Here is a 13,357-nt window from a genome sequence, read left to right as displayed (position 1 = left end):
CTCTTTAACTAATATGTTTTATATCAATGCATGCTCTTTCGCAATAGCCTTTACTTCTTCTACAGTAAAGTTAGTGACTTCTGCAATCATTTCTAAGGACAAATGCTTACGCAACATCTGAATGACAACCTCAGCTTTACCTTCTGCCCGACCTTCAGCCACGCCTTCTTTCCAATATGTATAATGATCCATTGATAGCATTGAATATTCCTCCCTCCAAGCCTCACAATGTTTTGCTTCATCTACGGCACTTTCAATATCTCTTAGTAACTCATCCGATGCAGTATGACCATCTACGTAATCCAAGAACCGTTGCAACGGTTTTGAAATATCATCCATTTTACCCTTGGTACTTAAAAACAATTTTGTAGCCCCATCATTCAACAGAATATCATGTTCTTCCATACAAACATTTTTGAATGTGTACTTATGACGATTTCCAGTAAACACAGGAAATGTACAAATAAAAATAATATACGAATCATTCAATGTCATGTACTTCTGCCCTTTTTGTAAATGATACATATCCAAAATACTTTGGTAAAAGCGTGTGCGCTTTACCAATTCTTCCATATCCTTGCTGGTTTGCATCTCGATATTGAATACAGTTCCTCTATCGTCATTCACATAGACATCTAAACGAATACTTTTCGTTTCCAAGCTTACATCCAGAGTTTTCTCCTCTTGAATGTAAACGATATCCTCGATAGAAATATCCAGCAACCGTTCCAATACTGCCTTACAAATGGGTTTCTTTAGCATGACCTTTTGAAAGATAAAATTGTCCTGAATGGTCAGTTCATCGAATGATTTAATACGCATACAACGCCTCGCTTTCATTCTTACCAAAATTATACCACAATTACGTGCTAGGTCGGTAGATATACCTCCACCATATAGTTGCACTTCTCTTTGAATCTTATTCTTCCTCTAAAGTTTCCTAACAGTGAATATTTTCAAAAAATAAATAAAAAGAACCACCCAGCACCTTGCCAAGTGGTTTTTTCTAGTCCTATTCAAGTATTTTTATATCGATTCAGTGCCTCTAAGACTTTCATTTTATCTTGATGACTCAAAAACTGTAAGCTAATAGGCACGATATATATACCGCCCGTTTCTGTTTGCACATACAAGGTTTTCCAGTCCTCTCCAAATCCCATGATACCTTGATAATGAACAAAGGTCAAATATAAGTCTGGTGCAAAAAAACGTTCAATTCGTTCTTTTACCAATATAGGCGTTCGTTTTATAATAAGCCCTTCTGTAGCAATATAGACCTCCACATCGTCTTGCTGGTACATGCGCAATAATGCGTAGGCAGATACCACCAGAAGAAGAAGCATCCACATATTGAAGCTATGACCCAGTTCTCGATATAGAAGTACTCCACGATACAGCCCCCAAGCGGCGATAGCTGCATACACTAGCTGAAACCCCCATATCATAACAGAGGAATTATGTAATTCTTCTCGAATCGCTCCACAAGGAAACAGTTCTTCTATTTCTTCACGTTTCATAGTTCCTCTCCCAAATAGCACTCCAACCTCTATGTATTTCCACTCAACACCTCTATAGACAGCATCTACTTGTCTGCTTCATACATATCCCACTATACTTCCTCACAACGTCTTAGTATAGATGATTAAAAAGATGTAATGAAATGCTATATACACATCTCATTACATCTTACTATTACTTACGTCGTAGGCCCATAGCTTCTTCTACACGAGCCAATGTTACATTCGCCACAGCAGCTGCTTTTTCAGCACCTTGTGTCAAAATTGTATCTAACTCAGGGCTATCGATTAATTCTGCATACCGTTCATGGATCGGTGTCATCGCTCCTACTAATAGATCTGCAATATCACCTTTGAAAGTTCCATAGTTTTTACCAGCATACATAGCTTCAATAGCCTCAAAGGAATCTCCTGTTAAAGCATTATAAATGCCCATCAAGTTGGAAATGCCTGGCTGTTTTTCTTTGTCGTAGCGCACGACCCCTTCAGAATCAGTAGCCGCCTTTTTAATCTTCTTCACCACTACATCTGGTGTATCCAATAAGCGGATAGTAGCCCAATTATTATCATCGGACTTGCTCATTTTTTTCGTTGGATCTTGTAAGGACATCACACGAGCGCCACCTACGGTAGTTTTAATTTCTGGCATAGCGAATACTTCGCCATATTTGAAATTGAAACGTTGCGCCAAGTCACGAGTTAACTCGATGTGTTGACGTTGGTCATCCCCTACAGGCACATAGTTGGTTTGGTATAACAAAATGTCCGCTGCCATCAATGGTGGATATGTCAACAAACCAGCCGGGATGGTTTCTCCTTGTTTCGCCGATTTATCTTTGTACTGTGTCATACGCTCTAATTCACCGATGGAGCTCAAAGTTGTTAAAATCCAACCCAACTGCGCATGAGCAGGTACTTCGGATTGCACAAACAAAGTCACTTTATTAGGGTCCAAGCCTACTGCTAAATATAAGGCAGCAAGGCTTCGCGTATTGTGGATTAAATCCTTTGGATCTTGTGGTACTGTGATGGCATGTTGGTTCACGATACAGTAAAAACAATCATGGTCATCTTGGAATGTCAAAAAGTTGCGAAGAGCTCCAAGGTAATTACCAATGGTCAACTCACCGCTAGGTTGTATTCCGGAAAATATAACAGACATAGTATCTCCTATTCTACGGTTACTGATTTCGCCAAGTTTCTTGGTTTATCTACATCAGCACCGCGAGTGATAGCTGCATAATAGGATAACAATTGCAATGGTACAACGGCTAAGATAGGCACTGTGAAAGCGTCAGTTTTTGGCACGAAGATAGTATGGTCAACATATTTCGCCAACTCTTCGTCACCTTTCATACCCACACCGATTACGATAGCATCACGAGCTTTTACTTCTTTGATATTGCTCATCATTTTTTCACGTACCGATTCTTGTGTTGCCAAGGCGATCACAGGAATGCCTTCTTCAATCAATGCTAAAGTACCGTGTTTCAGTTCCCCACCTGCATAGGCCTCTGCATGGATGTAAGAAATTTCTTTCAATTTCAAAGACCCTTCCATAGCTACGGCATAGTCGATTAAACGTCCTAAGAAGAATGCATCCTCTTTGTAACCATAATGGTTGGCAAAGGCTTTAATTTCGTCTACGTTTTCAAAGATTTCATGAGTTAATGTAGGCAATTCTTGTAAATTTGTCAAAATTTCGTGTTTTACTGCTTCATCGATGCGACCATTTAATTGACCTAAGTACACTGCTAATAACAATAAAGCTACTAATTGTGTAGTGTACGCTTTTGTGGATGCTACAGCGATTTCAGGACCTGCCCAAGTGTAGATTACTTGATCCGCTTCACGGGATACAGCGGAACCCACTACGTTGGTGATACCTAAAGATTTAGCACCTAAGCGTTTTGCTTCTTTCAAGGCAGACAATGTATCGCTGGTTTCACCAGATTGGCTGATGACGATGCATAAGGTATCTTCATCCGTTAATGGTGTACGGTAACGGTATTCAGAAGCGATATCTACTTCTACTGGAATACGAGCTAATTGCTCAATGTAATATTTCGCTACTAACCCTGCATGGTACGCTGTACCACACGCTGTAATCAAGATACGTTTTATACCTTTCACTGTATCTGGTGTCCAGTTTAATTCATCATACACTACTTCTGTAGCATCTTTATTAATACGACCGCTCAACGTATCACGAATCGCTTTTGGTTGTTCGTAAATTTCTTTTAACATGAAGTGCTCATAGCCACCTTTTTCAGCCGCTTCTGCATTCCATGTGACATGATAAATATCTTTTTGTACTGGTTGACCAGCTCGGTCCGTGATTGTCACGCTATCTGGTGTCACAATAACAACTTCGTTGTCGTTGATGATATATGTTTCACGAGTGCGTTGAATAATAGCTGGGATATCGGAAGCGATGAAGTTTTCACCTTTTCCTAAGCCCACTACCAATGGATTATCTTTTTTTGTAGCAATGATTTTATTTGGCTCATCAGCGCAAACCATCACTAAAGAATAAGACCCTTCGATGCGATCTAACATACGGCGAACGGTACTTTCAAAATTGCCATCGTACATATCGCTCAATAAGTGAGCTACTACTTCTGTATCTGTTTCAGATGTAAATTCAACACCTTTAGCCAACAATTCTTCTTTCAATGGCATGTAATTTTCAATGATACCATTGTGCACTACGGCAAATTTTCCATCTGTACTTGTATGTGGGTGCGCATTCATATCGCTTGGACGACCATGAGTAGCCCAACGAGTATGACCGATACCAATATGACCTTGGTTAGGATCTGCTTTTACCACAGCTTCCAAGTTCGCCAAACGTCCCATTTTCTTTTGTACTTTAATCACATTATTTTCGCCCACTACGGCAATCCCTGCAGAATCATATCCGCGGTATTCTAATTTCTCCAAACCTTCCAGCATAAAATCTGCTGCATTTTCAAATCCAATATATCCTACGATACCACACATGGTATGTACCTCCTTGATTAATTCATTCCTATTGCTTCTGAAAGTAGCCTTTGTGCACCTAGTTACCTTGGTGTTTTGCTCTACTTCTACGACTGAAGCTAGCCGAGAGGCATCCGCTGAATTTCGATACTCCTCTACCTCGTCCGCTGTGAAAGCTGTCTCTTTCCAGCGCTTGCGCTATTCGCCTTTACGAATTTGGTACCTCCTTTGTCATTGTTTCGACAGTTCTTTTGACTATGCCTAAGTCTTTAAAAATAGTCATAATCAGTAGTATTATACTTCATATGAGCAACAACTGTAAAGAAATAAACACATATGCCCCCAAAACATTGAAGGACACATGTTCGTATCACAGCACAATGATACTAGCATATCCTCCTAAATAGGGGAAAAGTAATATAGAGGAACGCTGACCTAAGTGTATCAACATTCCTCTATTATGCTATCATGCTATTTACGCCTCTTCTGCAATCATCCCATCACGACACAACAGTCGATGATTCCCTACCGCAGCAGCCTCTTCTTCACTGTGCGTGACCCATAAGCAGGGGATAGCCCATTCAGAAATAATAGCTACTAAATCTTGTTGCAACTGAGCACGTAAGTTCACATCTAACGCCGTAAGCGGTTCGTCTAGGATAAGTAATACTGGTTTTGAGTACAGTGCTCGTCCTAAGGCCACCCGTTGTTGCTCCCCACCAGATAAGCCTTTGGCTTTCTTCTTAAGATGTGGTGTCAATCGCAAACGCTCCACAATATGATCGAATAGCTCTGGAGAACCTTGTTTACTGTACCGAATATTCTCCTCTACAGTCATATGAGGAAATACAATATTGCCTTGCGGCATATAGCCAATGTGTCGTTCTTGGGTAGGTACGCCTGTTCCCTTTTCGAACCATACCTCATTATTGGCTGTAATCCTACCTTCTTTTGGCGTCAACAATCCACACAAAGCTTTCAAAAATGTAGATTTTCCACTTCCAGAAGGGCCCATCAATGTAGTAATGCCTTCTTGTAATGTGCCTTGGGCTTTCACAACAAAAGTCCCTCGTTCTATGACGATATCAAAGGAAATCATAGTACCTCCTTACCGATTTGAGAAGAGGGAACCTTTGGTTAGACCTTGAATGGCCCACACAAGCCCCAATGTTAATACACAAATATAAATCACTAATTCAAATGCACCGTTATAATCGCCAAATTCTACGAGAGAATAAATGGCTAATGGCATAGTTCTCGTCACACCTGGAATATTTCCAGCGATCAAAATAGTAGCCCCGAATTCACCAAGTCCACGCGCAAAACACAGAATGGAACCGCTGAGGATTCCTTTCCACGCCAATGGCAAGGAAATCGACCAGAACACGCGAAACTCGGAGGCTCCCAAGGTGCGAGCTACGTCCTCCATATCGCTATCAATGGCAGCTAAGGCTGTTCGCACTGATTGATAAAATAATGGAAAGCTCACCACTGCAGATGCAATAATAGCGCCTATCTTAGAGAATACCACACGAATTCCGTGAGATTCTAACCAAGCGCCAAAGGCATTACCTGGGGAGAATATGATGAGTAGCACAAAGCCTAATACCACCGGTGGTAATACCAAGGGCAGTGTAAAGAAGGAATCAATTAAAGATTTCCCTGGAAAGGCGTAGTGTTTCATCACATAGTTCAAACTTAGCCCGAAAATAGCGTTAATAATCAGTGCTATGAATGCGACTTCTATGGATAACTGTAAAGCTATCATTTTTTAGTAGGCTCAGCGAATCCCCATTTAGCCAATACTTCGCTAGCTTCTTTACTTGTTAGGAACGCATAGAAATCTTCTGTTAATTTATTTTGGTTCTTTTTCACCACACCGATAGGATACTCAATTGGTGCATGTAATTTAGCATCTACTGTTGCAGAAATATCTACTTTATCTTTCAATGCCAATGCATCAGTTTTATATACAAATCCTACATCAGCTGCGCCTTCAGCAATATACGCACCGACTGCTTTTACGTCTTTCGCAAATACAATATTCGGTTCTACTGCATCCCACAAATTAGCTTTTGTTAAAGATTCTTTTGCATATTTACCAGCTGGCACTGTTTCTACTGTACCGATAGCTACGCGTTTTGCATTCGCAATATTGTCTAATGTCACAGCCTCTTTACCTTTTGGTACGATCATTACCAATGTGTTTGCTACGAATGGGCGGATATTATCCATTAAACCTTTTTCATTTAATTGATCCATATTCTTTTTGTTCGCAGAAATAAAGATACTGGATGGCGCACCCTCTTCAATTTGTTGACGTAAAGTGCCAGAACCTGCATAGACAATATTCACTTGTTCAGGTTTTAAGTTATGTTTTTTCACATAGTCTGCTTTTAACTCTTCCAATGCTCCTTGCATACTAGCTGCTGCAGATACAGTGATGGTTTCATTCGTGGATGGTGCTGTAGACGTCGTTGTTCCTTGTTGTCCCCCGCAGCCAGCTAACGCCAACATACCTGCCATAACTAAACCCATTAACCAATTACGCTTCATAATGATATCCTCCCTAATTTAAATATATACACTTAGAAGCTTACTACATATTCTCATTATACTAGAAAAACAACACTGCGCCAAATAATTTTAGTCACATGTGGTACAATAGATGTGACAACTATACTACATAAGGAGGCTATGCATTATGGAATTATTTTTTCACATCATACTGACTAGTATCGTCCCCATCCTATTACTCACACTGATGGGGGTTCTCTTAGACCGATGGTTTCACCTCGATTTACGAACGCTAAGCAAACTAAATTTTTATTTATTTTTACCAGCCTATATTCTAAAATCTTTTTATGTCACCAATTTAACCCATGAAAGTTTTGAAATATTCGCCTGTGCTTTCATTATCTTATTTGCCAACTCCGCCCTAGCTGGCATCGTAGCAAAATGGCAAGGCTATGACTTAGGAAAAACAGAAATTGTTCGCAATGCAGTGATGTTTTCCAACATTGGTAACTTAGGAGTAGCCTTAGGGACTTTCGTCTTTGCCAATGATCCATACATCATCGATGGATCTACCCCCTATTTACATGATGGGGTTATCGCTATTATCGCTACTTTTATTATCCAAACTGTGTTCTGTAATTCTCTAGGATTTTATCAAGCTGGCAAAGGGAAATTAACCACCGCAGAATCTTTGCGTACCATCTTACATATTCCTATTATGTACTGTGTGCCTATCTCGATTATCGCCCATTATTATATCCCTATCGACTTCACGCAGACCATTATATGGGGGCCCTTAGATATTTTCGGTCGTTGCTTTGTAGGCGCAGCTATGCTCACCCTAGGAGTACAGTTGAATCGTACACCTTGGAACTTCATCAAGAAAGATGTGATGATTACTTCTTTTCTACGGTTAATTGCAGGTCCTCTGTTGGCCCTCATCGTAGTACTTCCTGTAACTATGTACTACACACCATTAAGTGCTATCGCAGCGCAAAGTATTATCATCGCTTACGCAGTCCCATCAGCCGTAAATACCGCTCTTATGGCTGTGGAAATGAACAACAATCCAGAACTAGCTACACAAATTGTACTAGCCACCACAGTTCTTTCCTCTTTTACTATGCCCCTAGCTATATTATTGGCATACTATGTATTCCCCTTATAGCTAACACTTTGGTGCGTCAATTCGCTTGATATAGTAAACAGATTAACGTATACAGGTACAGTCTATGTCTGCTATGTAACTGTATAGCAGACAATAGTCTAAATCAGTACCACTACACAAAAACTATGCGATACCCTACTCTGCCATAAAATCATAAAACTCTAAAAAACTATCTAACAATGTAACAATACATTGCTAGATAGTTTTTTTATATGCAAAAAGGGCTGCTTTCGCAACCCTCCTACATGCTCTGTACTTATTGATGTCCTACGTGCTCTAACCCTTGACGGATTAACACGATAACATGGTCATCATTCAATCGATACCAAGCTGTTTTTCCTTCTTTTCTAAATGTTACAAGTCTTGCTTGACGCAACACACGTAACTGATGAGATATAGCTGACTGGCCCATATCCATAGAATCTGCAATTTCAGTTACACACATTTCTTTCTGAAGCAGATGTCTAACAATACGCAACCGCGTTGGATCCCCTAGGACCTTGAATAGTTCAGCTAACAATTGTGTTTCCAACTCTTGTTGATTTGTTTCCATCTTAACCTCGCTATCATATAGTAATCCATTCTCTCTAATTAGAGTTTGGTATTACTATTATATCATTTTTTTCCTGTTCTGTATCACCAATTTTTTCCAAAAGAACACGAGAATCTTTTTCTTGATCCACTACGCTCTCTGGGGTGGCTAATTCTAAGGGTACACCTTTGGCATAGACACCAGTAACTACCCCATATCCATCACGTAATTTCATAGTACCAATCAATGTCCCACGATAATTCGTATAGAATTTTTTATCCACTTTACTAAGGTCTACTTTGACACGATTGAAAGGAATGGAAAACTCCACCACTCCATGGTCAAATCGCTTTACATTAGCCCGAATATATTCTTGATCTTTCGGTGTTTCATCTGTGGCTGATACAACTTGTAATACACCAGACTGTTTAGGTGTGACAATGACATATACCTCATGACCTACTTCTGGGGTCTCTTTACCTTCCCAATTGGCATAAGCTCCTAAAAATTCCACTTCTAAATAGTCCGAAGGTACCCAACCGATGTGACGACTTACTTTCACAGGCCATTGATATTCTGTACCACCTTGTAGCAAAGTTGTATAACGTTGTTGAATGTAGAACTGGCTCAGCAAGGCAACGATAGCAGCCAGAGCAAAGACAATCCATTTTTGATATCTCATCGTTCTTCCTCCTTCACTACACCCTCAGAGTCTACTACTTTCACGTCCTTTGATATAACTTGCTCTCCTAACGTGAATTCCTCCACTGTTGGATCTGTTGACTGACGACGAGCTTGTCGAACACGCTGATTTACCTTAACCCTTTGTAGTCGTTTACGCCATAAATATAAGGCATTGATACCTAATACAATGCCCCCTAACACTAAGAACGATACACCTCGCTCCACAAAAGTAAAGCTAGGATCAAAGAATCGAGCACCAAACATAGCAATTAGCGTCAAAATACTACTATTCAATAAGCTTACCTTTTTCACCAAGGTGCCACGAATAAAAGTCCCTAAAGCTGCTACTAAAATATATGTATTAAATAGGATGGACGTCAAAATAGGTGTCGCCCCAGAGACAGTGACCACATAGCATCCAAAGATTACAAAAGGAATCAATCCGATAGTGCTTTCAATACGCTTAGCTAATACTAAACGACGCAATACAAGAACTGCTATGCCTAAGCTCAATACCATGCAAAACCATAGCCACCATGCCATAGTGCTTTCACCAATGCGCATCCATGTACTAATGTAAGTACCTTCCACAATGGTGTACAACAGAGCAATAGCACCTATACCTTTACAAGGAAGTGCTAAAAGGGCAATTTTCTTTTCTAATGTGCCTAAGCCGTAGGTAACGGCGCCTAATACACTAATAAAAAATAAATTCATTTGTGGCTCATAGGTGGATAAGATGAAGAATACTTCACCAAAAATGGCACCAATAAAGGCCCAAGATACAGATACTAACAAGGAATCTTTCGACCCTTGATACTTACCAAATCTACGGATATAGTATGGTACTGCTACTAATAAAAGTCCTCCCACTGCTACAGGCCCTACCCAAGTATTTAAAGGATGGCTAGAAAAACTCCACCCCAATACACCAATAAGATACAAAATCATACCTAGAGCCGAATCCAAGACATAAATAATCGGCAAGGCACAGCAAAGAATGATAAGCACATATAGCCCCATATGCTCGCCTGTATAGAAAGTATCTGCTACCAACAAAGTAGTGGCTGTCAACAGTCCCATATAAATAACAGTAATGCTTTCTGCTATCATGCTAGCTGGCTTTGCTTTCCATACACCACCACCGACCACAGCAATAGCTAATAACAAGATTGCCAAGGACCAATCAAATCGTCCATTAGGTGAAAAACCATACCAGTATCCCGCAAAAAGCAAAATAATTCCCAACAAAATAAGTATAGCTCCAGCTAAAACTGTAATTAATCGTGTCCAAGATGGGCCCTCTTTAGGGATAAAACCGTACTTTGCTTGTAGCTGATGGCTCTGTTCTTCTGAAATAATTCCCTCTTCTTTCCATTGGTCAAGCTCTTTGTGCAACCAATGTATATGTTTTACATTCATATGCCTCTCCATAAAAAAAGGCTTTGCTCAGAGAACAAAGCCTTATATCCTATTATTTAACAATCAATACTGGACATGTGGAATGACTAGTTACATAACTACTTACACTACCCATAAATAAACCTTTTAAAGGTCCCAATCCACGGCTCCCCATAACAATTAAATCTGCATCATATTTTTTAGCTACCGCTAATACAGCAGGTCCAGGAGACCCTACTTCAAAGACGCATTTGACTTTCATATCAGCTGGTACCTCTTCTGCTACTTCGCTCAAGATTTTTTTACCTGTTTCTTCCATATCTTCAGCAATTTGTTCAGATACATAACCACCACTGATTGGAGTTTGGTCAAAATTAGAAATTGCGGATACAATGTTTGCTACGTGCACTAAAATCAATTCCGCATCATTACGTTTAACAATTGCCAATGCATGTTCTAACGCTCTTTTACCATTTTCCGATCCATCTGCAGGAACAATTATTTTTTTATATTCCACCATAGTAAGACCTCCTCCATATTGTCACTGTGCTACTATGTAACTTGCCTATATCACTATAATTCGACATAGACTTGAAAATTCCTTTTCTTTACTCTTATTGTCTCACAAAATCTGAATCTTCGCAAATGAAACTTGCGTCACGATGATATCTTTATGGTGTTCTTTGGACATGCCACTTTTACATTATATTCCTCAAAGTTATAAGGAATAACTCATAAAAGCGTATAGTCTTATTTTAGTCGAATTAATGACAATAAAATAGCTCCAATGATTGGGGAGATAGATAACGCCATTAAGGCTGTTTGGTAATTGCCAGTAGCTGTCAATACTGTGGACAAAATGATAGGTGCTGTGAGTGCGCCAATTTGGTTAAATAGATTTACGAATCCCGCTGTGGTTCCTCTTAGTTCTGGTGGTGCTGCCTGGATAATGATAGCATTGGTTAACGGGCTATACATAAAAGCTCCCATACCTAATAGGGGTGCTGTAATGTATAACATATCTGGATTGGTTGTGTTCGCAAAGATTAGCAAAGCTGGAGAGAACAAAAACATAACGATGGCCGCTAAATAGTTTCGTGGTAAAGAAATTCTATCTGAAATGAATCCGATAGTCGGTTTGGCAATCACTGCTGCAATACCGTAAATACTCATAATAGCGCCTGCAAAGATAGGTGTCACATGCAATTGTTTCACTAAATACAAGTTAGCCCAAGTGGTAACACCCCAAGTAGTGCCTGTTGCGAAAAATCCCATCACTGCTAACAATAAAATGTTGCGGTTTGTTCCTACAAAACGTAAGCTTTGTGCTAATGACATGCACCGTGGTTCTGTTCCTTGTACTTCTACTGTATGGTTCTTTCTGAAAGCTTGTACTTCTTTCACCGTAAACAAAGCTAAAAAGAATACTAGTAATGGCAATAAAGCGGTAATTAAAAATGCCATTTGCCATCCGTAATGGACAGCCACAAATGGTGCATATCCGTTAACCACGGTAATCCCAAATGATGTACAACTCATGAAAATACCTACAGCGGTACCACGTTGTTCTGCACTGAAATGCTCTCCAATAGCTTTCAAACAAGCAGATTGTACAGGGCCTGATACAATACCTAATAAGAAGCGCAACACTAAGCCATATTCATAACTTTGCACAGTACTCATAAGCCCCGTTACAATAGCCATAGCCACTAAACTACCTAAGATAGATTTACGATAGCCAAATCGATCCGCTAACAGCCCTCCTGGTAATACAGTCAATGCATAACCAAAATAAAAAGCCGTCAAATACGACGTTCCTTGTTGCGCTGTAAAATGTAAGGCCTCATTTACGATTGGCATCAACGATGACCATGATAAGCGCATCACAAAACTTAACAAAAAAGTTAACCACAAAGTCAGTAGTATACCTGTTTGTGTAAGAGTAAACCCTTTCTTCATGTAATACCTCCTATGGAATGCCACAAACCTATTTATACAGATTTAATCTGCATAAAATTATAACATATGCACTTTAATCTCACATCTGTATTCTTTAATTATACTTTGACTGATTCCATAGTGTAAAGCTAGTATGACAGCATACTACAATAATTCATGCGTATCTCATAACACCTATTCTTCAGAGTATTTGAAAAAACTCTTCTAAAATAAGCACTACAAATATACATCATATTCTGATTGACAAAAGGTCTAGTTCAATGATAGACTATACCTAGTTTTTATATTTGGAGAGGTGTCCGAGTGGTTTAAGGAGCTGGTCTTGAAAACCAGTGACTCCGCAAGGGGCCGTGGGTTCGAATCCCACCCTCTCCGCCACAATAAGCTGTTATCAACATGATAACAGCTTTTTTATTTCCCCGTAGAATCGCAGTTCTGCGTAGTAGCCCTGTGGCGCTCCTTACTATCTACATTACATAAACTCAAGAAGAGCACGGTGTGCTGTAAACAAACTATGATAATGTCACGTTCATTTATATCATAATTACATATGCCCTAAAAGAGCACGGCATGTTCCTGAAGAAACATTATGAAATA

At 39.6% G+C, this 13,357-nt stretch carries 13 protein-coding genes and 1 tRNA gene; 2 read left to right on the top strand and 12 right to left on the bottom strand.

Annotated features, from left to right (window positions below):
• Positions 1-18: 18 nt before the first annotated feature.
• From HMPREF3032_RS02640 to modA, 7 genes are all read right to left on the bottom strand, one after another.
• Positions 19-822, bottom strand: coding sequence for an Rpn family recombination-promoting nuclease/putative transposase (locus tag HMPREF3032_RS02640; protein ID WP_062401561.1), 804 nt, complete (start codon positions 820-822; stop codon positions 19-21).
• A gap of 194 nt (positions 823-1,016) precedes the next feature.
• Positions 1,017-1,517, bottom strand: a complete 501-nt coding sequence (locus HMPREF3032_RS02635; protein ID WP_062401559.1) for a hypothetical protein — start codon at positions 1,515-1,517, stop codon at positions 1,017-1,019.
• Positions 1,518-1,692: 175 nt separating this feature from the next.
• The gene (gene trpS / locus HMPREF3032_RS02630; protein ID WP_062401557.1) at positions 1,693-2,679 is read right to left on the bottom strand and encodes a tryptophan--tRNA ligase; all 987 of its coding nucleotides are present in this window, start codon (positions 2,677-2,679) and stop codon (positions 1,693-1,695) included.
• An 8-nt stretch (positions 2,680-2,687) separates the two neighbouring features.
• Positions 2,688-4,520 carry a glutamine--fructose-6-phosphate transaminase (isomerizing) gene (gene glmS, locus HMPREF3032_RS02625; protein ID WP_062401550.1) on the bottom strand — a complete coding sequence of 611 codons (1,833 nt, stop codon included), beginning with the start codon at positions 4,518-4,520 and terminating at the stop codon, positions 2,688-2,690.
• A gap of 454 nt (positions 4,521-4,974) precedes the next feature.
• Positions 4,975-5,598: an ATP-binding cassette domain-containing protein gene (locus HMPREF3032_RS02620; protein WP_062401546.1), complete on the bottom strand. Its 624-nt coding sequence runs from the start codon at positions 5,596-5,598 to the stop codon at positions 4,975-4,977.
• 9 nt (positions 5,599-5,607) lie between these two features.
• Positions 5,608-6,267 carry a molybdate ABC transporter permease subunit gene (gene modB, locus HMPREF3032_RS02615; protein ID WP_062401544.1) on the bottom strand — a complete coding sequence of 220 codons (660 nt, stop codon included), beginning with the start codon at positions 6,265-6,267 and terminating at the stop codon, positions 5,608-5,610.
• Entirely contained in the window at positions 6,264-7,055 is a 792-nt protein-coding gene (gene modA, locus HMPREF3032_RS02610; protein ID WP_062401537.1) for a molybdate ABC transporter substrate-binding protein, read from the bottom strand. The genes modB and modA overlap by 4 nt, the downstream gene beginning before the upstream one ends.
• Positions 7,056-7,203: 148 nt before the next feature.
• Here modA and HMPREF3032_RS02605 point away from each other — a divergent pair, with 148 nt between their 5' ends.
• Positions 7,204-8,184, top strand: coding sequence for an AEC family transporter (locus tag HMPREF3032_RS02605; RefSeq protein ID WP_062401536.1), 981 nt, complete (start codon positions 7,204-7,206; stop codon positions 8,182-8,184).
• A gap of 256 nt (positions 8,185-8,440) precedes the next feature.
• On the opposite strand, the gene HMPREF3032_RS02600 is transcribed toward HMPREF3032_RS02605, so the two are convergent.
• The 5 genes from HMPREF3032_RS02600 to HMPREF3032_RS02580 form a co-directional block, all read right to left on the bottom strand.
• Positions 8,441-8,737, bottom strand: a complete 297-nt coding sequence (locus HMPREF3032_RS02600; protein ID WP_009353411.1) for an ArsR/SmtB family transcription factor — start codon at positions 8,735-8,737, stop codon at positions 8,441-8,443.
• Positions 8,738-8,771: 34 nt separating this feature from the next.
• Positions 8,772-9,398, bottom strand: coding sequence for a hypothetical protein (locus HMPREF3032_RS02595; RefSeq protein ID WP_062401534.1), 627 nt, complete (start codon positions 9,396-9,398; stop codon positions 8,772-8,774).
• Positions 9,395-10,822 carry a DUF2157 domain-containing protein gene (locus tag HMPREF3032_RS02590; RefSeq protein ID WP_062401532.1) on the bottom strand — a complete coding sequence of 476 codons (1,428 nt, stop codon included), beginning with the start codon at positions 10,820-10,822 and terminating at the stop codon, positions 9,395-9,397. The genes HMPREF3032_RS02595 and HMPREF3032_RS02590 overlap by 4 nt, the downstream gene beginning before the upstream one ends.
• 52 nt (positions 10,823-10,874) lie before the next feature.
• Positions 10,875-11,321: a universal stress protein gene (locus HMPREF3032_RS02585; RefSeq protein ID WP_009353425.1), complete on the bottom strand. Its 447-nt coding sequence runs from the start codon at positions 11,319-11,321 to the stop codon at positions 10,875-10,877.
• Positions 11,322-11,551: 230 nt separating this feature from the next.
• The gene (locus HMPREF3032_RS02580; protein ID WP_062401530.1) at positions 11,552-12,760 is read right to left on the bottom strand and encodes an MFS transporter; all 1,209 of its coding nucleotides are present in this window, start codon (positions 12,758-12,760) and stop codon (positions 11,552-11,554) included.
• Positions 12,761-13,049: 289 nt separating this feature from the next.
• On the opposite strand from HMPREF3032_RS02580, the gene HMPREF3032_RS02575 reads away from it, so the two are divergent.
• Positions 13,050-13,138, top strand: a tRNA-Ser gene (locus HMPREF3032_RS02575).
• Positions 13,139-13,357: the final 219 nt, after the last annotated feature.

The organism is Veillonella sp. DNF00869 (assembly GCF_001553345.1).
GTDB lineage: Bacteria > Bacillota > Negativicutes > Veillonellales > Veillonellaceae > F0422.
Note: the sequence above shows the minus strand (reverse complement) of the source record. Positions and strands in the feature narration are given on the sequence as shown.